Source organism: Sphingopyxis sp. Root1497 (genome assembly GCF_001427085.1).
In the GTDB taxonomy this organism is placed as follows: Bacteria; Pseudomonadota; Alphaproteobacteria; order Sphingomonadales; family Sphingomonadaceae; genus Sphingopyxis.
Genome location: NZ_LMGF01000003.1, coordinates 59,009 through 81,558, shown reverse-complemented (window position 1 = coordinate 81,558; position 22,550 = coordinate 59,009). Strand labels below are relative to the sequence as shown.

21 protein-coding genes are annotated in these 22,550 nt (G+C 66.2%); 11 read left to right on the top strand and 10 right to left on the bottom strand.

The genetic code is table 11. The features are described from left to right. Positions 1-127 precede the first annotated feature (127 nt). Complete coding sequence (locus ASD67_RS03875) at positions 128-682, top strand: PepSY domain-containing protein (RefSeq protein ID WP_056343678.1); 555 nt, start codon at positions 128-130, stop codon at positions 680-682. On the opposite strand, the gene ASD67_RS03870 is transcribed toward ASD67_RS03875, so the two are convergent. The 5 genes from ASD67_RS03870 to ASD67_RS03850 form a co-directional block, all read right to left on the bottom strand. Next, a complete protein-coding gene (locus ASD67_RS03870) occupies positions 675-1,688 on the bottom strand; it encodes a sterol desaturase family protein (RefSeq protein ID WP_056343675.1) in 1,014 nt (337 codons plus the stop codon). The genes ASD67_RS03875 and ASD67_RS03870 overlap by 8 nt on opposite strands. 54 nt (positions 1,689-1,742) lie before the next feature. After that, on the bottom strand, positions 1,743-2,786 hold the full coding sequence (locus ASD67_RS03865; protein ID WP_056343672.1) for a phosphotransferase: 1,044 nt from the start codon (positions 2,784-2,786) through the stop codon (positions 1,743-1,745). Continuing rightward, positions 2,783-3,874: a hypothetical protein gene (locus ASD67_RS03860; protein WP_056343670.1), complete on the bottom strand. Its 1,092-nt coding sequence runs from the start codon at positions 3,872-3,874 to the stop codon at positions 2,783-2,785. Before ASD67_RS03860 ends, ASD67_RS03865 begins: the two co-directional genes overlap by 4 nt. 396 nt (positions 3,875-4,270) lie before the next feature. Continuing rightward, positions 4,271-5,119: a metallophosphoesterase family protein gene (locus tag ASD67_RS03855; RefSeq protein ID WP_056343666.1), complete on the bottom strand. Its 849-nt coding sequence runs from the start codon at positions 5,117-5,119 to the stop codon at positions 4,271-4,273. Then, the gene (locus ASD67_RS03850; RefSeq protein WP_056343663.1) at positions 5,116-5,946 is read right to left on the bottom strand and encodes a diacylglycerol/lipid kinase family protein; all 831 of its coding nucleotides are present in this window, start codon (positions 5,944-5,946) and stop codon (positions 5,116-5,118) included. Before ASD67_RS03850 ends, ASD67_RS03855 begins: the two co-directional genes overlap by 4 nt. A gap of 151 nt (positions 5,947-6,097) precedes the next feature. On the opposite strand from ASD67_RS03850, the gene ASD67_RS03845 reads away from it, so the two are divergent. Further along, positions 6,098-7,012, top strand: a complete 915-nt coding sequence (locus tag ASD67_RS03845; RefSeq protein WP_056343661.1) for an alpha/beta hydrolase — start codon at positions 6,098-6,100, stop codon at positions 7,010-7,012. After that, the gene (locus tag ASD67_RS03840) at positions 7,009-7,779 is read left to right on the top strand and encodes a nucleotidyltransferase family protein (RefSeq protein ID WP_056343658.1); all 771 of its coding nucleotides are present in this window, start codon (positions 7,009-7,011) and stop codon (positions 7,777-7,779) included. The genes ASD67_RS03845 and ASD67_RS03840 overlap by 4 nt, the downstream gene beginning before the upstream one ends. Before the next feature lie 116 nt (positions 7,780-7,895). On the opposite strand, the gene ASD67_RS03835 is transcribed toward ASD67_RS03840, so the two are convergent. The 3 genes from ASD67_RS03835 to ASD67_RS03825 form a co-directional block, all read right to left on the bottom strand. Continuing rightward, positions 7,896-8,585 (bottom strand): hypothetical protein, encoded by a 690-nt coding sequence (locus ASD67_RS03835; RefSeq protein WP_056343655.1) that lies wholly within the window; start codon positions 8,583-8,585, stop codon positions 7,896-7,898. 4 nt (positions 8,586-8,589) lie between these two features. Continuing rightward, positions 8,590-9,330: a methyltransferase family protein gene (locus tag ASD67_RS03830; RefSeq protein WP_056343654.1), complete on the bottom strand. Its 741-nt coding sequence runs from the start codon at positions 9,328-9,330 to the stop codon at positions 8,590-8,592. A gap of 90 nt (positions 9,331-9,420) precedes the next feature. Beyond that, positions 9,421-10,950, bottom strand: a complete 1,530-nt coding sequence (locus ASD67_RS03825) for a lipopolysaccharide biosynthesis protein (protein WP_056343650.1) — start codon at positions 10,948-10,950, stop codon at positions 9,421-9,423. 124 nt (positions 10,951-11,074) lie between these two features. Between ASD67_RS03825 and ASD67_RS03820 the strand changes: the two genes are divergently transcribed. Genes ASD67_RS03820 through zapE form a run of 3 tightly spaced genes read left to right on the top strand, consistent with a single transcriptional unit; the run spans position 11,075 to position 13,460 of the window. Beyond that, positions 11,075-11,857 carry a succinate dehydrogenase iron-sulfur subunit gene (locus ASD67_RS03820; protein ID WP_056343647.1) on the top strand — a complete coding sequence of 261 codons (783 nt, stop codon included), beginning with the start codon at positions 11,075-11,077 and terminating at the stop codon, positions 11,855-11,857. Beyond that, positions 11,854-12,339, top strand: a complete 486-nt coding sequence (locus tag ASD67_RS03815; protein ID WP_056343644.1) for a PaaI family thioesterase — start codon at positions 11,854-11,856, stop codon at positions 12,337-12,339. The genes ASD67_RS03820 and ASD67_RS03815 overlap by 4 nt, the downstream gene beginning before the upstream one ends. Beyond that, entirely contained in the window at positions 12,336-13,460 is a 1,125-nt protein-coding gene (gene zapE / locus ASD67_RS03810) for a cell division protein ZapE (protein WP_056343642.1), read from the top strand. Before ASD67_RS03815 ends, zapE begins: the two co-directional genes overlap by 4 nt. Here zapE and ASD67_RS03805 read toward each other — a convergent pair. Further along, positions 13,431-14,474: a polysaccharide deacetylase family protein gene (locus ASD67_RS03805; RefSeq protein ID WP_056343639.1), complete on the bottom strand. Its 1,044-nt coding sequence runs from the start codon at positions 14,472-14,474 to the stop codon at positions 13,431-13,433. The two genes, zapE and ASD67_RS03805, sit on opposite strands and share 30 nt — an antisense overlap. 59 nt (positions 14,475-14,533) lie before the next feature. Next, positions 14,534-15,076 (bottom strand): phosphatase PAP2 family protein, encoded by a 543-nt coding sequence (locus tag ASD67_RS03800; RefSeq protein WP_056343636.1) that lies wholly within the window; start codon positions 15,074-15,076, stop codon positions 14,534-14,536. A gap of 211 nt (positions 15,077-15,287) precedes the next feature. Between ASD67_RS03800 and ASD67_RS03795 the strand changes: the two genes are divergently transcribed. The 5 genes from ASD67_RS03795 to ASD67_RS03775 all read left to right on the top strand — a co-directional run bounded on the left by ASD67_RS03795 (position 15,288) and on the right by ASD67_RS03775 (position 22,550). Then, positions 15,288-16,799 (top strand): eCIS core domain-containing protein, encoded by a 1,512-nt coding sequence (locus ASD67_RS03795; RefSeq protein WP_056343632.1) that lies wholly within the window; start codon positions 15,288-15,290, stop codon positions 16,797-16,799. Between the two features lie 224 nt (positions 16,800-17,023). After that, positions 17,024-17,986 (top strand): malate dehydrogenase, encoded by a 963-nt coding sequence (gene mdh / locus ASD67_RS03790; RefSeq protein ID WP_056343628.1) that lies wholly within the window; start codon positions 17,024-17,026, stop codon positions 17,984-17,986. A 64-nt stretch (positions 17,987-18,050) separates the two neighbouring features. Next, positions 18,051-18,698 carry a hypothetical protein gene (locus ASD67_RS03785; RefSeq protein WP_056343624.1) on the top strand — a complete coding sequence of 216 codons (648 nt, stop codon included), beginning with the start codon at positions 18,051-18,053 and terminating at the stop codon, positions 18,696-18,698. A gap of 47 nt (positions 18,699-18,745) precedes the next feature. Beyond that, the gene (gene sucD / locus ASD67_RS03780) at positions 18,746-19,636 is read left to right on the top strand and encodes a succinate--CoA ligase subunit alpha (RefSeq protein ID WP_056343622.1); all 891 of its coding nucleotides are present in this window, start codon (positions 18,746-18,748) and stop codon (positions 19,634-19,636) included. 94 nt (positions 19,637-19,730) lie between these two features. Next, positions 19,731-22,550 carry a 2-oxoglutarate dehydrogenase E1 component gene (locus ASD67_RS03775; protein ID WP_056346994.1) on the top strand — a complete coding sequence of 940 codons (2,820 nt, stop codon included), beginning with the start codon at positions 19,731-19,733 and terminating at the stop codon, positions 22,548-22,550.

Here is a 22,550-nt window from a genome sequence, read left to right as displayed (position 1 = left end):
CGCGGATCGGTTGAGATCGGCGTGCCGCCTGCGCGCCCGGCTGTAAAATATTGTTGCATGCGCCGGCATCGGCTTGACTATGCGATATAATCCTGTCCGATCGGGCGCTTCCATCGGGAGAATTTTCATGCACCGTCTTTTGGTCCGCTGGCACATGCTGGTCGCCGCTTTCCTCTTTCCCGCCATTCTCCTCTACCTGCTGACGGGAGCGCTCTACACCTGGGGCGCAAAGGGCGACTATGTGACGAGCGACCATGTGGTGACGCTGTCGGCACCGCTGACCGACGACAAGGCGGCGCTGCAGGCGATCGTCGTGAGGGAACTCGCCAAGCAGGATGTTGCGCCTCCGACCGGCGGGGCGACGGTCAAGCCGGTCGGCGACAGTTTCCAGCTCGACTGGACCGGCTCGCGGCGTGACGTGACGCTCGAGCCCGGCGAAACCACGACCACGGCCAAGCTGATCGTCAAGGAAACGAACTGGCACCGCTTCTTCGTTCAGTTGCACAAGGCGAAGGGCGGGACGCCGTTCAAGATCTATGCCGCGATCCTGGCGCTCGGGCTGTTCTTCCTCGTGACCTCGGGGCTGATCGTGGCGCTCAAGGTGCCGAACATGCGGCGCGGCGCCATGGTCGCTTCGGCCGTCGGATTGGCGGCGTTCGCCGGGATCGCGGCGGTCAGTTAGCGTTCTCGCGCAGCGACTGAAGCGGGTGGTCTGGCGACGCGCCGCCTTCTTTCTTGGTCTCGATGCTCGTGGCGATCCGTCGCGCGGCATCGGCGAAAGGCATCAGTACCGCGCCGGTGGGGCCGTGCGGATCATAGGCGATGCCATCGACGCCGAAGCGCAGCCTTTCGCGCTTCGCGGCGGGCAGGTGGAGCGTCCCGAAGATCCGGTCGAAGATCGCAAGCGTCGATCCGAAATTGCGGTCGTGATGCCGTTCCTCGACCGAATGGTGGATCTGGTGGTGCGCCGGGCTGAGCAGCCAGCGGCCCGCGCCACCGGGCAGGCTGATCCACAGGTGTGAATGCTGAAGATAGGTGAAGATTATGGTGGCGAGGAAGGTGAGGGCATTGGCGCCGTGGATGAGGAATCCGCCGCCGACGCGCCCGAAGGCGAAATGAACGAGCGCCATGGCGATGCCTGCGGATGCGGCGGCCATGTTGAAGAACAGGATCGTGTCGACCGGATGGACCCGGAAATTGGTAAGCGGCGTCAGCGATTCGGCGGTGTGATGCACCTTGTGGAATTCCCACATCCAGCCAACGCGGTGGCTGAGGCTGTGGTTGAGCCAATATGCGAATTCATAGGCCGTGAAGAGCATCAGGGTCATGACGGTGCCGGCGACCCACGCCGGCGCGGCGATCGGCGCGGGCGATCCGAACAGCATATGGAGGCCGCGTAGCATATGGCCCGCGAACCATTCGCCGGACCAGAGCGCCCAACCCAGTGCACTTGCCGAGAACAGCACGCCGAAGAGGAACCAGGCAATGTCGGCGCGGCCCGATGGGCTGCGCACGATCCGTGCGGGCAGGAGCGCGCGCAACAGGACCTTCGTGCGCACCGGGCGTGACCGGCCGCGCGGGATCGCGAAACGGAGCATCAGCGCGAGCGCGAGCAGGGCCGCCGCAAGCGTCAGTGCGTGGGGCGCCCATGACGACAGGGTCGCTGCGATGTCCGGTTGTTCGCCCATTGCCTCCGTCTTAGGCGGGGATGGTAAATGGCGACCTAACGGGGACTTTTCGCGTCAAAGCAGATCGAGACTGCCGAGCGCCAGCGCCTGCCGTGCCGGGCGTTCGGCCATCACCGCGAACATTTCGTCGCCGCGCGTCGTGCGCTCGACGCTCATCGACGCGAAGACTGCCATGAAATAACCGCTGAGCGCGCCGAGACGATAGTCGGTCCATAGTGCATCCGCGTCGGGATCGACGCCTTCGGCTTTCAACGCCGCGATCCAATGGTCGAACGCCGGGCGGTCGGCGGCGGCGCGCTCGAACGGGTCGGCGATGCTGGTGCCGACGAGGTAGGCGAGGTCGGTGGCGCCGCTGCCGCGCCCCAGCGTCTGCCAGTCGACGAGCCAGCATGCGTTCCCGTCCGGACTGAAAAGGATGTTGTCGATCCGGAGGTCGCCATGGGCGAGGCTGCGCGCCGCGGGCTCGCGGCCGAGATAGGCGTCGAGCCGGTCGACGATCCCCGCACCGAGGTCGAGCACCTCGGGCGCCAAGCGTTCGGCATAGCGTTCGCGGAAACCGAGGTAGAGCTGCGGGAACATCGCGCGAATCAGGCCACTATTGTCGCGCGCGAGCCAGGACATGTCGGCCAGGCTTGGATCGTTCCACAGATGGGCATGGAGCTTTGCCACCGCGTCGATGCAGGGCACCAGCCCCGCGAGGTCGCGGCCGGCGAGCTGGTCGCCCTGCGCTGCGGGGGCGAGGTCGGAGAGGAGCAGGACGAATTCGACCTCGTCATCCTCGATCGCGTGGAAATAGCAGGCGGGCGCCGGCACGCCGCTGGTCGCGGCGAGGTCGCGGTACCAACTCACCTCCTTGATATAGGTGCCGGTCAGCTTGGCGATGTTGCGGCTCGCCTCGTCATGGCTCGGGCATTTGGCGATGATCGTTGCCGGCGCGTCGACGCCGTCGGCCCAGTCGAGCGTCAGGCGAAAGCTGTCGCACATCTGCCCGGTGCCGACCTTGCTCGCGGTAAAGCCGCGCAGCGCCCGCGGGGCCTGCCCCAATTTCTCCGCGATCCATGCGGGCGACATCGCCTCCGGCGAAGTCGGGAAGCTCATGCGGCGGGATCCATCAGCCCGGCGAGGCCGGTCGGGGCGTGCGGGCCGACAAAGAGCTGTTCGAGGACACCGACCCCGCGATGCGCGGTGCTGCCGTCGACGAGTTCGGCGGTGACGAGCGCCTGGATATGCATCGCGAGCGGATTGCCCCAGCCGCGCTCGCCCTCCGCCATGCTGTCGTGCGCGACGGCAAGATCGGGGCCGTGGTCGAACCCATGACCCCAGACGGGATGGGTGTAGCCGAGGCCGCTCATCGCGAAGACCGGGCCGGTCGGCGACAGCGTCAGCGACCGCCCGCCGCCGAGCTCGGTGCGCTGGACGGCAACCCGGCGGCTGCCCGGCTGCCAGTCGAGCGCGAAGGCGGCGGCGTCGAAATGGGTCTCGCCGCCATTGTCGCCGACGATCACCGCGCGGCGGTTCCATGGGTTGCCTCCGCCATCGTCATTGCTGTGGAAGAAGAGCGACGCATGATCGAAATTGCAGGGGGTCCACAGCCAGAAGAACTGGTTGAAATTGCCCTGCGGCGGCGGTTGTGGCTCGGCGGCGCCGACCGGGCGGATGCCCCAGCTGCGGTCGCGGGTGCCGGTCCAGCCGTCGCCGACGGAGACGCGCTGGTCGCCCACCGACAGCCAGCCCGCCCAGCGGCCGTTCTGCGTCATGCGCGTATAATCCATGAACAGGCGGGTGCCGTTGCGGCGGATGAAGCGCGGTTCCTCGATCGGGAAATGGCGGCCGGTGAAGGTCATTTCGGCGGCGAGCGGGCCGTCATTGGGTGCGATGCTCAGCGTGACGCGTTCGAGCGGTGCGTCGATCGAAATCGCGATCGGTCCGACCGAAAGATCGAGCCGCTCGCCGGACGACCGCCGGCTGGCGCGGAGGTTGTGCTGGACGCCGTCAACGACGACGCAAAAGGCCGCATCGACGATGCCGAGCTGCGGATAGAAACCCATGGCGGCGGCGAAAAAGACCGATCCGTCGGGGCTGTAGCCGTTGAAGAAATAGCGGTCGTAGAAATTGCGGTCGGTGCCCGCGAAAGCCACCGGCTCGCATGTCTGGTGCAGCGGAAAATCATCGCCTTTGGTCAGCATGTTTCATCCTCATCCCGTTTTTTGTTGCAACCTATCGCGGCGCCTGCGGGATGGGAAGGGGCTGGTTTGGGTCTTAAGGGCACAAAGGACACGGGCGGACGCGTCCGAACTGTCTCCTTTGTCGCTTTAAGCCGGTAATATGGGCCGGGCTTGAAACTTGCATTCGACGAGGCGAGCGACATGGCCATCCAGAAGAATAGATCATGGCGATGTTTTTTAGGAAAGCGGTTTTTGCGGTATCGGGCGATGGCGGGTTTCGGGCGGGAAGCGGACATCCCCANNNNGTCGGCCCCTCCGTCAGCGGCTTCGCCGCTGCCACCTCCCCATCGCTGCGCGACAGGGAGGATTTAAGCAACGTCCGCTCCCCACCCCAATGCCGACAGTCGGGGTCGCTCTTCAATGCACCGGGGGATCGACCGGCGGCACCGCGCCGACGGGGGCGACCGGTTCGGCCGGGTCGCGCGGTGGCAGGGCGTCGGGCGGGACGTCGTCGATCTGCATGTCGGGGGTGGGTATTTTTTCGAGGTTGCGCACGCGCACGCCGATGGTCCCGTCCGCGATGGTCAGCTCGTTGAAGCTCGGCGGGGTCGAGCGGATGCGCTGCGACAGCGTTCCGGCGCCGATCATGCGGATCGGGCCGTCGGGGGTCTCGCGCACCAGGTCGAAGGCGTCGTGGACATGGCCGGTGAGCACCGCCGCGACGCCGCGCGAGGCGAGTGCACGGAGTGCGGTCTCGCCGCCACGGGTCAGCGCGCGACCGCGGGTGCCCGCCTCGACCAGCGGATGGTGCGCGGTGATGAAGACCGTCGTGCCGCGCGGCAGCGCGTCGATCGCCGCCATCGTCTTGTCGAGCGCGCTGCGGGTCACCCAGCCCTTCGACCAGTCGAGCCGCCATTGCGCGCGCGCGGTGGTCTTGAGCGGCACGACCGCGACGCCCGCGAGGTCGAGTTCGCGCTCGACCAGCCGTTCGATGCGGCGGATGCGGGCATAGGGCCAGAAGAAGCGCGCGAAGGGATTGAAATAGGGCAGGTCGTGATTGCCGACTTCGACGGTCACCGGCACGTCGAGCCGTTCGATCCAGTCGCAGGCGGCGGCGAATTCGCGGGACCGTGCGCGCATCGTCAGATCGCCGGTGACCAGCACCGCATCGGGCCGTTCCGATTTCACGCAATCGGCGAACCAGACGAGCGCGGCGCGATCCTCCAGTCCGAAATGCAGGTCGCTGATGTGAAACAAGCGGGTCATGCTGTGGTGAGGAAGTCGACCGCGCTCATCCCGAGCGCGAAGCGCGCGGGGGAGGGTATTTCGCTGAGCTCACCGTCATATTCGAGGCTGATCGGAGCTGCGCTTTCGAGCAGGATCGTCTCGGCGGTCGCGATCGGCTCGCTAGGGCCGTCGCGGAAATCGCCGCCGAGCCAGGCGAGTCCGTGACGCAGCACGTCGCCGGTGCCCTCGGTTAAGATGCCGTCGGCGGCGATGCCCTTTTCGGTCGGGGTCAGAATGACGGCCGGATAGGTCTTGGTGTGCCCCACGACGCCGACCCCGGGGGCGTTAAGCATCGTGTCGAGCGCTTCGGGCGCGGCGCGGCTGGCCTCGATCACGCCGTCCTGCCGCATCGTTTCGCGCACCGTGGCCCAGCGCGTCGCGGGTCCCGCGACGACGGTAATGAAAGCTTGCTTGGTCGCCGAGCGGATGATCGGGATCGGTCGCCGGCGCCCTTTCCCGCCGAGCGCGTCGGTCAGGATGTCGGGTGCGGGGCGGTCGCCGTGCAATTGCTTCGAGAGCAGGTTCAGCGTGCCGCCGGGTAGCGGCAGGATCGCGCCGCGCCATCCCTCGACCTGTGCTGCGGCGGCGTTGATCGTGCCGTCGCCGGTCCACACGAGCAGCAGGTCGATATCTTGCGCGCGCAGCATCTGCGCATCGGGCAGCGAGGCATCGGGCAGCGCGAAGGTCGCGGCGAGCGGCGCGCCGGCGGCGCGGCAGGCCTCTTCGATCGCGGCGCGCATTGTTTCGTCGTGGCTGCCGCTCCGGGTGTTGCAGACGAGGGCGGGGCGGGTGAAGGCTGTGGTCATCGGCCATCCTACGCACGAACGCGCAAAAGGTCGCGGCGGCGTTGGGCGCTTGTTCGGCGACGCCCGCCCTTGTAGGGCGCGGGACGGCCCGACGTGCGGCTTGGTGGAGAGCGGGCCTATGTCGGGTGAGCCAGTCAAGGGACAGCGGCGTTTGATCAAGATTCTGATAGTGGTGGGCCTGCTGATCCTGCTGTTCGGCGGCGGCACGCGGCTGATCGTTGGCGGCGGCGCCAAGTCGCTCAACCTCGGCGACCGGCTGCTCGGCGACGGTGATGGCGCGACCTTGCAGGTCGCGGGCCAGCCCTATGGCAGCGGTGAGCGCAACAAGCTCAACATCTGGGTGCCGACGGGAACGAAGAAGAGCGACCGGCTGCCGGTGATCGTCTGGCTCTATGGCGGCGGCTGGTACAGCGGCCAGCGCGACGATTATGGCTTTGCCGGGCGGGCGTTCGCGAAGCAGGGCTTCATCGTCGTCATTCCCGATTACCGGATCGTGCCGGAGGGGCATTGGCCCGACTTCCTGCAGGACAGTGCGGCGGCGGTGGCGTGGACCGAGAAGCATATCGGCGATTATGGCGGCGACGCGGGCCGGATCGCGCTGTCGGGGCATTCGGCGGGCGCCTATAATGCGGTGATGCTGGCGCTCGACCCGCAATGGATGAAGGCGGCGGGCAGCGACGCGTCGCATATTCGCGGCGTCGCGGCGCTCGCCGGACCCTATGACTTCCTCCCCTTCGAGGAGGGTGGCCGCGCCGATGTCGCGATGGGCGACATCCGTCCCGCCGAGCGCACCCAGCCGATCGCCTTCGCGCGCGCCGATGCGCCGCCGCTGTGGCTCGGCCATGGCACTGCCGATACCGTCGTGCGCGTGCGCAACAGCCAGCATCTGGCGGCGGCGATGGAGAAGGTCGGCGGATCGGTGGAGCTTCGGACCTATGACGGACTCAGCCACAACGACCTCGTCATGGCGCTCACCGGGCCGCTGTCGTACAAGGGGCCGATCCTGGCCGAGGCGACCGATTTCCTGCGCGGCGCGACCGCGCGGCGGGTGACGGCGGCGCAATGACCATCAAGATTCCGGCGATCGTGATGGCGGGCAGCCGGCCCGGCCCCGACCCGCTGCTCAGCGGCACCGGCGTGTCGACCAAGGCATTGCTGCCGATCGCGGGGCAGGCGATGCTGGTGCATGTCGTGCGGGCGCTGCGCGCGTCGCCGCTGGTCGGGCCGATCACCATCCTGGCGCAGAACAGCGCCGAACTCGCCGCCGAGCCGGGGCTGGCGGGGCTGGCCGACCTCAATTTTTCGGACTCGGGGCAGGGGATCAGCAGTTCGCTCGCCGCCGCGCTGCCGCCGGGCGACGATCCGTTGCTGGTGACCACTGCCGACAATGTGCTGCTGACGCCCGCGATGGTCGCCGAATTCTTAGGCGGCGCCGAGGGCAGCGACGTCGCGGTGGCGATGGTCGAGCGCGATGTGCTGCTCGCGCGCTATCCGCAGTCGCAGCGGACCTGGCTGAAATTTCGCGGCGGCTGGTGGTCGGGGGCAAACATGTTCCGGCTGCGCGGGCGGCGGGTCTTGCCCTTGCTCGACTTCTGGGGACGGATCGAGCGCGACCGGAAAAAGGGGCTGAAGATCATCGCGGCGTTCGGGCCGTGGTTGCTGATCGGCGCGCTGCTGCGGCTGTTCACGATCCAGCAGGGGGTGGCGCGTGCGGGGCTGCGCTTCGGGCTGAAGGCGACGGTGGTGCCGATGAGCGACCCCGAGGCGTGCATCGATGCCGACAAGCCGGTCGATATCGAGCTGATCGAGAAGATCATGGCGGGGCGAGTGTAAACGACCTGACGTTCCAACATCTCGTCATTGCGAGCGAAGCGAAGCAATCTAGGGCGGTTTACGCGGACTCTGGATTGCCGCGTCGCTTCGCTCCTCGCAATGACGATGGGGGAGTTTCAGCCCTCGGCCAAAGCTCTATCCACCGCCGCAATGGCAACCGCCAGTTCCTCGTCATAAGGAATCGTCGCGTCGATATCGACGATCGGCGCGCCATTGAACGTCAGCAGCGGCACCGTTTCGACCTTGCGCGTGATCAGCGCGCGGTCGTGGTCGGGCTTGCGCAGCATCACCGTGTCGACATCGACGTGCAGGCGGACGACGAGGGTCGGCTTGTACGCCGCCATCTCGGCATAAAGCGCGCGCTCCTCGGCCTGCATCGCGGCGAGGCGCGGCGTGGTGGCGCGGCCGGCGAGGATCGGGCCGTCGTGGAGGCCGGGGACTTCAAGCTGCGGATAGCGGTCGGTGACGATCACCTTGCCCGCGCGGCGCTGGTCGAGCAGCGCGTCGAATTTGGCGCGGCGCTTCTTCGACTTGTTCAGCGCATAGCGCGCGGCGAGCGCGCCGGGGATCGGTTCGCCGGGTTCGCGCAAGCGGTCGGCGATGCCGTCGAGGAAGCGGTGCAGCGGCGGGCCGATGATCGGCCAGCGCCCGATGCGGCGGCCCTGCTCGCCCGAGCCTAGCCCGAGATAGCCCGACTCCGCCGCGCGCGTCTTTTGGATATGCGCGAGCAAATCCGCCGACAGGGTCGACTTGCCCGATCCGTCGCTGCCGACGACTGCGATCAGGGGAGCGAGATCGCCCCCCATTTGATCAGCTCAGTTCCTTGAAGAAGCCGATCATCTTGAGCCCGCCGATGATGAAGCGGACGACGACGAGCGCGCCGAAGGCATAGACCCAGGTCCACTGCTGAGCGGTCAGCACGTCGAAGTTGAAGTCGAGGCGCGCGAACCAGGTCAGGAAGACCGTCGTCGCGAGCAGGAACAATTTATTCTGTTCGCGCCAGATCATCCGCTTCCACCAGAAGGGATATTTGGGCTTTATCCAGCCGTGAAAGCGCGGGAGCAGCGCGGGGACGTCCTTCGCCCATTCGGCATGCGCGGCGCCGAACTTCTCGCGCAGATATTCTTCTTCGTAGATCGAGATGCGCTCGTAGATCAGGATGCCAAGCAGGAAGACGATCGCGCCGAACACCCAGCTTCCCGACAGCATCGCGATGCCGGTGAAATTGAGGATGCGGCCGACATAGAGCGGGTTGCGCACGAGGCTGTAGGGGCCGGTGGTGTTGAGTTCGCTGGCTTCGGCGGCGACCTTGGCGCGGCCCGAGGTGCCGAGCGCGGCCCAGCCGCTGGTGAAGATGCGGACGATCGCGCCGGCGCTGGCGATACCGAGCGACAGCCAGAACCAGGCACAGTCGCCGAACGCGGACTGGAACGGACCCCAATCCTTGCTGCACCAGGCGATCAGCACCGAGATCGCGATGGTGATGTAGATATAGGTGCCGCGAATGAAAAAGAGGCGCTTGCCGCTGCGGGCGAGTTCTTGCTGGTACATTTGGATCCGCCTGTTGGCCGCACACGCGCGGCGTCAGAATAAGGTGGCACCCCTCTAGCGATTTTTGCGGCTAAAATAAGACCGAATATTTCAGACGAGGCGCAGCTTGCGTGCCGTCTTGCCGAGCGAGGCGCGGTCGGCGTGGGGCAGGGCGAAGCGCAGCGACAGCCAGATCGCTGCGACCGCGAGCAGCACGATCAGCGGCAGCGCGATCGCGTCGGGCAGGCGCCCGGCGAGCCAAGCGGCGGCGCCCGCGACGAGGGTGATCGCGATGCCGCGCAGCGCGACGCCGGCGAACTGGTGGTCGAACGGATGGAGCTTTTCGTTGATCGCGAGCTGGAGCATCGGGATGCCGCCCATCACGACGAGGCCGATCGACATGGCGAGCGTCACGCCGGTCAGCGCATCCATATGCCCGACGATCAGCCAGCCCGCGCCGACGGCGACGATCACCCCGACGATGGCCGCGGTGAGTTGGTGGCGGAACGCTGCGACGACCTGGAGCACCGGCAGCGAGATACCGAGCACCGCCTCGGCGGCGCGCGCGAAGAGCAGGATGACCAGCGCGGCCTGCGCGACCTTTGCCTCATGCCCGAACAGGCTGAGCAGGGGCGCGCTGCCCGCGGCGAGGATGGCGGCGAGCGGGAGCGCGATCGCCATGATCAGCCGCGTCGCATAGGCATAGATGTCGGTCACCTGCGCGCGGTCCTCGCGCTCGGCGCTGGCTGCCAGCGGCGCCATCACATAAACGAAGGCGATGCGGACGAGTTGGACGACGCTCGACAGCTTGCGCGCGATGGTGAACAGCGCGGCGGCCGCGGCGCCCGCCGCGCCGGGCAGGATCAGGTTGAGCACCAGCGCCGGGGCGTCGCCGAACAGCCGCGCTATGACGTTCGACGGCAGGATCGAAAGCCCGGCCCAGAAGGTGTTCTTCGCGGTCTCGCCGCCGCGTCCGCCGTGCAGCAATTCGCCGAAGTTGTAATAGCGCCGCAGCAGGCGGACGCAGAGGATCGCGGTGATGCCAAGCGAGCAGAGATGCGCGATGAACAGGCCTTTCAGGCCGAGGCCACCGGCGAAGAAGGCGCCCGCGAACACCAGTCGCATGATCTGTTCCCACACGATGCGCAGCCGGATCTCGGCGCCGAATACCATGCGTGCGCGCATCGCGCTGGTCGCGATCTCGACGAAGGCCCAGAGCGGCAGCGCCCAGATGAAGAGCTGGATCGCGGGCACGACCAGCGGCCGGTCCTTCGCCGCGACGTTGAGGAAGGGCGCGAGGTCGGCGGCGAAGACGGCGATCAGTGCCGCGACGATCAGGCACGGCCCGACCCCGAACAGCATCGCGGTACGCAAGGCCGCGGCGGCGTCGGCATCGCTCGCCGATTGCGGTACGGTGCGCTGCATCGCGCTGGTCATGCCGAGGTCGAAGAGATTTTCGAGCAGGTTGATCGTCGCCCACAGCACCGCATAGAGGCCGTAACCCGCGAGCCCGAACATCAGCACATAAAGAGGCTGCGCGACGATCTCGACCACCGCGCCGAGGCGCGCGAGCACGGTGGTGCCGAGCCCCTTCGCGACGCTGCGGCTGGTAACGGCGGGGGCGGGCGTGTCGTCGCTCATCGTGGCGCCAGTAGCCGCTCGCGCGCGGCCCCGCCAGCGGGTTTCGCTTTTGCGTCCGTCACCCCTTGTCGTCGCGATTAATCGGGTCTAGTCCGACCCCGACTGCATCAGGGGAGCCAGCGACATGGCCGAATTTCGCCTTCCGAAGAACAGCCGCATCCAGAAGGGCGGCCAGACCCACAAAGCCGAAGGCGCGGCCAAAGTCCGGAAATTCAAGGTCTATCGCTACGACCCCGACAAGGGCGAGAACCCGCATTTCGACAATTTCGAGATCGATCTCGACAAGTGCGGCCCGATGGTGCTCGACGCGCTGATCAAGATGAAGAGCGAGCAGGACTCGACGCTGACCTTCCGCCGTTCGTGCCGCGAAGGCATTTGCGGCAGCTGTTCGATGAACATGAACGGCAAGAACGGCCTCGCCTGCACCACCGCGATCGAGGATCTGAAGGGCGATATCAAGATCACCCCGCTGCCGCATATGGAAGTGATCAAGGACCTCGTCCCCGACTTCACCCATTTCTATGCGCAATATAATTCGATCGAGCCCTGGCTGAAGACCAAGACGACGACGCCGAGCGGCAAGGAGCGGCTGCAGTCGCCCGCCGAGCGCGAGAAGCTCGACGGGCTGTACGAATGCATCCTGTGCGCCTGCTGCTCGACGAGCTGCCCGAGCTATTGGTGGAACAGCGACAAGTTCCTCGGCCCCGCGATCCTGCTCCAGGCGTATCGCTGGCTCGCCGACAGCCGTGACGAAATGACCGGCGAGCGCCTCGACGAGCTGGAAGATCCCTTCCGCCTCTATCGCTGCCACACGATCATGAACTGCTCGAACGCCTGCCCCAAGGGGTTGAGCCCGGCACGCGCGATCGCCGAGATCAAGAAGCTCGAGGCCGAGCGGCAGGTGTGAACGACGGGATAGAGGAACCTCGCCGCTATAGCTTTAGCGCCGAGGACGAGGGCGATGGCTGGCTGAGCTGGAACCTCAAGGACGCGAGCCGCTTCAACAGCTTCATCGAACCGCTATCGGTGCGTGTCGAGCCGGACACGCCCGACGGCCGTCCGCAGGCGCGGGTGCGGATGATCCCGGAGCGCAAGCACAGCAACCTCGGCGACAATGTCCATGGTGCGGTCACGCTCGCGCTCGTCGATATCGCGCTGTTCGCGGCATCGCACCAGTTCGGGTCGCTCAACGCCGGCCATTCGGTGACGCTCGACCTGTCGACGCAGTTCGTCGGCGCCGGTCGGCTCGGCGAGCCGCTCGACGCCGTGGTCGAACTGGTGCGCGAAACCGGGCGGCTGATCTTCCTGCGCGGACTCGTGGTCCAGGGCGAGGGCGACAGTCACATCGTGCTGACCTTTGCGGGGACGATCCGCAAGGCGAGCAAATGACGACGGGGGTGCTCGCGGCCTATGATGCGCTGGTCGCGGGCGGCGAGTTGCGGCCCGACCCCGAGCAGCGCGCCGGGGCCGAACGGCTCGACCGCCTGCAAAGCGAACTCGAGGCGGTGCCGCCGCGCGGCAGCCTGCTCTGGCGCCTCACCGGTCGCAAGCCCGAGGCGCCGCGCGGCGTCTATCTGTGGGGCGCGGTCGGGCGCGGCAAGTCGATGCTGATGGACCTGTTCTACGACCAGCTGAATATCCAGCGTAAACGGCGCGTCCATTTCCACGCCTTCATGATCGACGTCCATGCGCGGATGCGCGAGGTGCGCAAAAGCGAGGCGGGCGATCCGATCCCGCTCGTCGCCGACGCGCTCGTCGCCGACGTTCGCTGCCTCGCCTTCGACGAGATGGTGGTGAACAACAGCGCCGATGCGATGATATTGTCGCGCCTGTTCACCGCCTTGATCGACCGCGGGGTGACGGTGGTCGCGACCTCGAACCGGCCGCCGACCGATCTCTACAAGGACGGGCTCAACCGCGAGCATTTCCTGCCCTTTATCGCGCTCGTCGGCGAGAAACTCGACGTGATGGGATTGAACGGCCCGACCGATTACCGCCGTGACCGGCTCGGCGACGGGGCGCGCTGGTTCGTGCCCGCCGACGCGGCGGCGAGCGCGGCACTGTCGGCGGCCTTTTTCCGTTTGACCGACTATCCGCCTGAGGATCGCGCGCATGTGCCGACGCTCGACCTCGACCTCGGCGGCGGGCGCATCCTGCACGTGCCCAAGGCACTGAAGGGCGTCGCGGTCTTTTCGTTCAAGCGCCTGTGCAGCGAAGCGCGCGGCGCGTCCGACTATCTGGCGGTGGCGCGGCATTTCCACACCGTGATCATCGTCGGCATCCCGCGCATGGGACCGGAGAATCGCAACGAGGCGGCGCGCTTCGTGACGCTGATCGACGCGCTCTACGAATATAAGGTCAAATTGCTCGCGAGCGCGGCGGCGATGCCCGATGCGCTCTATCTGTCGGGCGACGGGGCGTTCGAGTTCGAACGCACCGCGAGCCGGTTGTCGGAAATGCAATCCGACGACTATCTGGCCTTAGGCCACGGCCAGGAAGACGCCGCCTAGCACCTTGCCCCAGCGCGAGGAGTTGACTGTCACCGCAATCAGGTCGCGGACATAGCGGACCTCGTGGACGACATGGCCGACGCCCTGTTCGATGATACGGCGCAGGGTGCGTAGCGGCTTGGCCGCCGGCACGCCGATCGGCCGCGGCCGCGCGGGCGGCGCGGGCAGCGTCGCGAAGCCGCCGCTGGTGACGCGCTTGTCCTCGGCGACGGCATGGCACAGCGCCTCCATGCGCGCGATGGCGAGGCCGTTGGGGACCGCGCGGTCGCGGCTCAGCAGTTCGAAACTGTGGCTGAAGGCCGAGAACTGGATCGCGCCGCTCGCCGCGCTATGCTCCAGCGCATCGCGCATTTCCTCCTCGGACATCGCGCAAAGTTGGGCGGGGCGGAAACGGCCCACGCGGTCCATCAACCCGCTGACCGGGACTTCGCATATGCCTTCATGCGCGCGGACCGCGAGGTTGCCTGGGTCGAGCGAAATGGCGCAGCCATGATCGCGATACGCCCCGTTGAAGCTGCTGTCGAAACGGAAACCGAGCGACGCGAGGGCGCGCAGCGTGTCGTCGTTGGCGCCGAAATTGCCGGCGCGAAAGGCGGTGGGTTTGGGCGCGCCGGCGCCGACGAGAATGTCGCGAGCCAGGCCGATCAGCTTTTTCTGCGCGCCGAGAGGAAAGTCGCCGATGTTGCGTCCGGTGAGCCGCCCGATAGGGTTGAAGCGCGCGAATTCGAGCCATTCGGTGTGGATGTGAAGCTGAACCTCGTGCCCGCGCGCGACGATCGGCTGGACGATCCTGTCGATAATTTCGGGTCCATAGACGAGCGCCGGCATCGGATCGACGAAATAGACCCCGGTCAGGCCATGGCGTTCGAGCATGTCCATCTGGAAATGCACGCCATAATCGCCGTCGCGGCAACGACCGAGGATCGAGCTTTCGAAATTGGCACGCGCATCCGCGCCCCGTTGATAGAGGCCCGCCGACAATTCGGTGTCGAAGCTGATGATAGCCCGCGTCATCCCCGCGAGCCTAACAGGCAGTGGGATAAGGGAGGGTTAACCGGGGGTTGCGGCGGACCTCAGAAGCGCAGCGTCACATCGACCCCGGCGCTCTTGGTATCGGCCCAGGGGAAGATGTGGATGTTGTCGTTCGCCTTGGTGGTGATCAGATGCCCGGTCGCGGTGCCGATCGCGGCGCCGACGAGCACGTCGCCGACGCGGTGCTTCTTTGCTTCGACGCGGCTGAGGCCGACGAAGGACGCAACCAGATAGGCGGGCAGGCCGGCTTCCCAGCCGTAGCGGTTGTGCAGCGTCGCCGCGGCGGCGAAGCTCGTCGAGGTGTGGCCCGAGGGGAAGCTCTTGTTGTCGCTGCCGTCGGGGCGGCGCGACGGAAAGGCCTCCTTCAACCCTTGGGTGATCAGGATCGTGCCGCCGATGCTGCCACCCGCTTCCAGCACGCCCTCCCAGTCGCCCTGCACCGCCGGGACGCCAAAGGCCGCGACGACGAGCGCGTTCTTCGCGACGGTCCCGGCATCGTCCCAGCCCTTTTCGCTGGCGTTGGCGGGTGCCGCGCATGCCAGCGCGATCGCGGCGCCGGTGATGGTCAGTCCAGATCGTATCATGTCGCTCGCCTCGTGCCGTTATGGCACCGATGCATAGCGCAGAATTGGCCGCGGCCAAAATTGCGGCTCCGATATGCCGCTTTTGGCGGATTGGTCCAATTGGTGCGCCGGTAACGCGGTTAGGTTCTCGCCGGGCCGGCTTGTATCGGGGTGACGAAAAGGGGGAATTCCGATACAAGCCGCCGACCGGGGGGTTGGAAGGCGAACTGCCATGTACCGACGCGCGATCCGCCGCAAAAACCGCGTTCTGCCCGCCACCGGCGCGCCGCAACAGGCGCCGGTGCGCGGCGCGCGCTCGCCGCTTGCTTCGCTTATGGGGGTGCCGTCGCACGCACCGCTGACGATCGGCGCTGCGAACGACCCCGCCGAACAACAGGCCGATGCCGCCGCCGATCATGTGATGCGTGCGGTGACGCCGGCGCGCGGCGAGGCGTCGGCGCCGGTCGTGCGGCGCGAGGCCAGTGGCGGCTCGGCCACGGGGTCGGCGCCCGCGACCCCGGCCGCGCAATCGGCGATCGCCTCGCTCGGGTCGGGGGCGCCGCTCCCGGCATCGGAGCGGGCGTTTTTCGAGCCGCGCTTCGGCGCCGACCTGTCGGGCGTGCGCGTCCATGACGGGGCCGCCGCCGACACTGCATCGCAATCGATCCAGGCGCGCGCCTTCACGCTGGGCAGCGACGTCGCCTTTGCCCGCGGCGAATATCGGCCGGGGACCGGCGATGGGCGGCGGCTGATGGCGCACGAACTGGCGCATGTCCTGCAAGGCGGCGGCGAGGCGCGCCGCGTCGTGCGCCGCGTCACCGCCGATCAATGCGCGTCGGACTGCACGATGGAAGATGGCATCGCGACCAAGACCGGCAAATATACGCTGACGATCATGGCGGACAAGGAGGGGCCGTTCCTGCTGATCCCCTTCACCTCCAACGTCGGGCACGCCTGGTTGCGGCTGCAGGACGACACCGGCAATTACTGGACCTATGGGTTCTGGCCGCAGACCGGTTTCGATGCCAGCCAGCCCTTTGCCGACGTCGAAGGCTGCGTTCATCATCCCGACACCGCGCACGACGACCATATCACCGCGTCGCAAAGCTATGAGCTCACCGCGGCTCAGTTCGCCGCGGCGAAAAGCTACGCCTCGGGGATATGCGCGGCCAAGCCGAAATATAATCTGTTCCAGTTCAACTGCACCGAATTCGTCCGCAAGACGCTCGACGCCGCGGGGCAGGGATCGTGGGGCGGCTTTGGGCTGATCTGGGAAAGCCCCAACGGGCTCGATGCCTGGATGCGTCTCCATGCGCTGGAAATCGGGACGAGCGCCACCGCCGCGACCACGGCGCCGAAGGTGGCGGGCGTCGGCTCGTTCGGGTTCGAACTATCCTATCGCCATCAATTTTATTCGATGCTGGGGCATAAATTGCGGCTCTATGGCGTCGGCCAGACCGAATTGGGCGGGCCGATCAAGATCGCCGGGGCCGGGGTCGGGGTGTCGCTCGATCCCCAGCGCGTCTGGCTGCCGTCGCTCTATGCTGAGGGCATGGGGACATTCGGCGACATGAACCCCGGCGCAGATAAATTCGGCGCGGGCCTGTCGGCGGGTTATGGGCTGAACTATCGCATCGACGCCTTGGGCTCGATCGGCGTCGAGCATAATTTCCTCAAGGATTTCGTCAACGACGACCCCGCACTGGGTCGGCTGATGATCAAAGCCAAGATCAATCTGTGGTAGCCTTGGCGTTGGCGATCGATGCCGGAGGCCGGTGCGAATGGGCCTCTATCACTATTGCGAACTATTAGCAATTAATCTTTGATTTTCATGCTTTTCGCGGTTGTTTCCTTAAGGGAATCGGCGTAGGGCGGCGCCGTCTAGGGACCGGCGCGGCGATTTGGCCCGTGTGCCAGCCGGTTTTGTGCTTCATTGCCGGGCTTGCCACGAAGGGAGTGCCGCGCGCCATGGGACGCAAGAAAATCGCTTTGATCGGAGCCGGGAATATCGGCGGAACGCTGGCGTTGCTGGCGGCGCAGAAGGAACTCGGTGACGTCGTCCTGTTCGACGTCGTCGAAGGCGTGCCGCAGGGCAAGGCGCTCGACCTGTCGCAGGTCGGCCCGATCGCGGGCTTTGACGCGAAGATCACCGGCACGAACGATTATGCCGACATCGCCGGCGCCGACGTCATCATCGTCACCGCCGGTGTCGCCCGCAAGCCCGGCATGAGCCGCGACGACCTGCTCGGCATCAACCTGAAGGTCATGAAGGCCGTCGGCGAGGGCATCAAGGCCAACGCCCCCGACGCTTTCGTCATCTGCATCACCAACCCGCTCGACGCGATGGTGTGGGCGCTGCGCGAATTTTCGGGTCTGCCGCACAACAAGGTCGTCGGCATGGCCGGCGTGCTCGATTCGGCGCGGTTCAGCCACTTCATCGCTGACGAGTTCGATGTGTCGGTGAAGGATGTGAACACCTTCGTCCTCGGCGGCCACGGCGACACGATGGTCCCCGTCGTCCGCTATTCGACGGTCAACGGCATCCCCGTCCCCGATCTGGTCAAGATGGGCCTGTCGAGCCAGGACAAGATTGACGCGATCGTCAAGCGCACCCGCGGCGGCGGCGGCGAAATCGTCGCGCTGCTCGGCACCGGTTCGGCCTTCTACGCCCCGGCCGCGAGCGGCATCGCGATGGCCGAAGCCTATCTGGGCGACCAGAAGCGCATCCTGCCTTCGGCCGCTTATGTCGACGGCCAGTACGGCCTCGACGGCCTGTATGTCGGCGTGCCGGTGCAGATCGGTGCCGGCGGCGTCGAGAAGATCATCGAGATCGAACTCGATGCCGACGACAAGGCGGGGCTGCAGGTCTCGGTCGATGCGGTCAAGGAACTGCTCGACGCGTGCAAGGCGCTGGATCCGTCACTGGCGTGATCTTGTTCCCCTGCCTCGGCAGGGGCGCGCCAACTTCTGAGGGTCGCGAAGGAAAGGAGTGGATATGAACATGTCTGTCATCCGAACCCTCGCGGCCGTGGCCGCGGCGGCCGGGCTTTGTGTGTCGGTTTCGGTTCATGCCGCACCCGATATCATGTGGGTCAATCCCGGCGGCGGCCTGTCGGGCCTCGCGGTCGACGGCGCCCCTGTCGTGCCGCTGAAACCCGGCGCCCGCACCCCGCAGCAGATCGTCGACGGGTTCGACGCGCTGTGCGCGAAGACCGATTTCGACAAGCTGAAGGTCAATCCGGTGATCGCCGGTTCGGGCTGGGGCGACGCCTATATGCCCAGCATGATGGCGATGACGTCGGGCGAGGTCGATCTGGGCGGCTGGCAGGGTGAGGATCATTCGCTCGGGGTCGCGAAGGATGTATTTTTTTCGCCCAATCCGCAGTGCGTTTTGACCGTATCGACCGCGACCCATTATCCGGCGGTCGAGCTGTTTCCGGTGCTGACAGCGCGGTACGGCAAACCCGCCAATTCTGCCGAAATGTTCGGCGCTGACGGCAAGCCCAACGACACGGTCAAGCCGTATTGGCTGCTCCCGGCGTCGGCGCCGACCCATGAGCGCATCCTTTTCGCCCGTTCGCTGTCGCGTGGCAGTGAGCATCGCATTCACCTGGCCCTTCTCGAAAGAAAGAAGGCGTCCTGACCACCCTTGGCCGTCCCTGTGGCCAAACCCACGGAGTTAATTGAACAATGTCCATTCTCATCGACAAGAATACCAAGGTCATCACGCAAGGCATGACCGGTGCCACGGGGACTTTCCACACCGAACAGGCGCTGACGTACGGCACCCAGATGGTCGGCGGCGTCACGCCGGGCAAGGGCGGCACGACCCACATCGGCCTGCCGAACTTCAACACCGTCGAGGAAGCCAAGGCCGCGACCGGCGCCACCGCGAGCTGCATTTACGTGCCGCCGCCGTTCGCCGCCGACTCGATCCTCGAGGCGATTGACGCAGAGATGGAACTGATCGTCTGCATCACCGAGGGCATTCCGGTGCTCGACATGGTCAAGGTAAAGCGCGCCCTCAGCGGTTCGAAGTCGCGCCTGATCGGCCCCAACTGCCCCGGCGTGCTGACCCCGGGCGAATGCAAGATCGGCATCATGCCGGGCAGCATCTTTTCCAAGGGCAGTGTCGGCGTCGTCTCGCGCTCGGGCACGCTGACTTATGAAGCGGTGTTCCAGACCACCAACGCCGGCCTTGGCCAGACGACCGCGGTCGGCATCGGCGGCGATCCGGTCAACGGCACCAACTTCATCGACGTGCTCGAACTCTTCCTCGCCGACGAAGCGACCAAGTCGATCATCATGATCGGCGAAATCGGCGGCGACGCCGAGGAGCAGGCGGCGCAGTTCCTGATCGACGAAGCCAAGCGCGGCCGCAAAAAGCCGATGGCGGGCTTCATCGCGGGCCGCACCGCGCCTCCGGGCCGCCGCATGGGCCATGCCGGTGCGATCGTGTCGGGCGGCAAGGGCGACGCCGAAAGCAAGATCGCGGCGATGGAAGCCGCCGGGATTACGGTTTCGGCGAGCCCGTCCGAACTCGGCACGACGCTCGTCGAAGTGCTGAAAGAACGCGTCTGAGTAGCGCGCCCGCCGGAACGAACCGGTTCCGGCGGGCGTCCCCTTACCAACCCTTCTCCCCGGAGCCATTTCTCGCAAGGGAATGGAAAAGATCATGAACCTCGAACGACAGAGCTTTGACATCGACGAGCCGCAGGCGGGCCCCAGCTGGGCGCCGAAGAACTGGCCGCCGATCGACAGCGACGACCTGACCGCCGCGCTCGATCCGCAGCAGATGCAGGTCGCAGTGAAGGCCGCCGCTGCCAAGGCCGGTGCGCCCCTGTCGAATGCCGAAGTCGAACGCGCGGCGAATGATTCGATCCGCGCGATGATGCTGATCCGCACCTATCGCGTGCGCGGGCATCTCGCCGCGAACCTCGATCCGTTGGGGCTCAGCACGCGCGAGCTGCCCGCCGATCTGACACCCGAATATCATGGTTTCGTCGGCGCCGATCAGGACCGGCCGATCTTCGTCGGCGGTGCGCTCGGCCTTGAAAAAGCGACGATCCGTGAGATTGTGGCGATCCTGCGCGCCAATTATTGCGGCAATGTCGGTCTCGAATATATGCACATCGCCGACATCGAGGAACGCGCCTTTCTGCAGGAACGCATGGAAGGCGCCGACAAGATCATCGAATTTTCGGTCGAGGGCAAGCGCGCCATCCTGAACAAGGTGATCCAGGCCGAGGAATGGGAGAAATTCCTCGCGCGCAAATATGTCGGCACCAAGCGCTTCGGCCTCGACGGCGGCGAATCGATGATCCCCGCGATGGAAGCCATCATCAAATATGGCGGCCAATATGGCGTGAAGGAAATCGTCTACGGCATGGCGCACCGTGGGCGCCTCAACATGCTCGCGAACGTCATGGCCAAGCCGTACAAGGTGATCTTCCACGAATTTTCGGGCGGCAGCGCCAACCCCGACGATGTCGGCGGTTCGGGCGACGTCAAATATCACCTCGGCACCTCGACCGACCGCGAATTCGGCGGCGCGTCGGTGCATATGTCGCTGGTTCCCAACCCGTCGCACCTCGAAGCCGCCGATCCGGTCGTGCTCGGCAAGGTGCGCGCGCAGCAGGTCGTGCGCGACGACCTTGGCAAGCATGAGCAGGTCCTGCCCGTGCTGATCCACGGCGACGCGGCGTTCGCGGGGCAGGGGATCGTCTGGGAATGCCTCGGCTTCTCGGGCATCCGCGGCTACAACACCGGTGGCTGCATCCACTTCATCGTCAACAACCAGATCGGCTTCACGACCAGCCCGCAATATGCGCGCTCGTCGCCCTATCCGTCGGATGTCGCGAAGGGCGTGATGGCGCCGATCCTGCACGTCAACGGCGACGATCCCGAGGCGGTGACCTTTGCCTGCAAGCTGGCGATCGACTTCCGCCAGCAGTTCAAGCGCGATGTCGTGATCGACATGTGGTGCTATCGCCGCTTCGGCCACAACGAGGGCGACGAGCCTTCGTTCACCCAGCCGCTGATGTATGCCGTCATCCGCCAGCATCCGCCGGTGTCGCAGCTTTGCGCCGCGAAGCTCGAGGGCGAGGGCGTGATCGATGCCGGCTGGGCCGACGCGCGCCGCGCTGAGTTCGTCGCGCGGCTCGAGGATGATTTCGAATCGGCGAAAAGCTACAAGCCGAACAAGGCCGACTGGTTCGCGGGTCGCTGGTCGGGGCTGCACGCCCCCGCCGATCCCGAAAACGCCCGCCGCAACATCTCAACCGGGGTCAGCGACAAATTGTTCGACTCGATCGGCCGGATCATGACGACGATCCCCGCCGACCTCGATGTCCACAAGACGCTGCGTCGCGTCATCGATGCGCGCGGCGCGATGTTCGCCGACAAGAGCGACAAGGAAGTGTTCGACTGGGCGACCGCCGAGCAACTCGCGTTCGGCACCCTGCTCAGCGAGGGCTATCAGGTCCGCCTGTCGGGGCAGGATTCGGGGCGCGGCACCTTCAGCCAGCGTCACGCGGTCTGGGTCGACCAGCAGACCGAGAATAAATATGTCCCGCTGACCACCGTGCCGCACGGCCGGTTCGAGGTGCTCGACAGCCCGCTCTCCGAATATGGCGTGCTCGGGTTCGAATATGGCTATGCGATGGCGGATCCGAAGAGCCTCGTGCTCTGGGAAGCGCAGTTCGGCGACTTCGCCAATGGCGCGCAGATCATGATCGACCAGTTCATCGCGTCGGGCGAAGCCAAATGGCTGCGCGCCAACGGACTCGTGCTGCTGTTGCCGCATGGCTATGAAGGCCAGGGTCCCGAGCATAGCTCGGCGCGCCTCGAACGCTTCCTGCAGCTGTGCGCGGGCGACAATATCCAGGTGTGCAATATTTCGACCCCGTCGAACTATTTCCACGTCCTGCGTCGCCAGATGCTGCGCCCGTTCCGCAAGCCGCTGATCATCATGACGCCCAAGTCGCTGCTCCGCCACAAGCTGGCGGTGTCGCAGCGCTCGGACTTCATCGGCGACGCGCATTTCCGCCGTATCATGTCGGATCGCACCCCGCCCGCCGATGGCGATGTGAAACGCGTCATCCTCTGTTCGGGCAAGGTCGGTTACGACCTGATCGAAGCGCGCGATGCCGCGGGCCAGACCGACACGACGGTGATTCGCATCGAACAGCTCTACCCCTTCCCGGGCGAACCGCTCGCCGTGCGCCTGAAGCGCCTGCCGAAGCTCGAGGAAGTGGTGTGGGCGCAGGAAGAGCCGCGCAACAATGGCAGCTGGTCCTTCGTCGAGTCGTTCATCGAGGAGGCGCTGACCAGCGCCGGGCACAAGGGAATGCGTCCGCGCTATGCCGGCCGCGCCGCGGCTGCGTCGCCCGCCACCGGGCTGATGAGTCGCCACCAGACCGAGCAGTCGGCGCTGGTCGCCGATGCGCTGGGCCTGAGCGTCCGCGCCGAAATCCGCCGTACCAAGAATAAATAA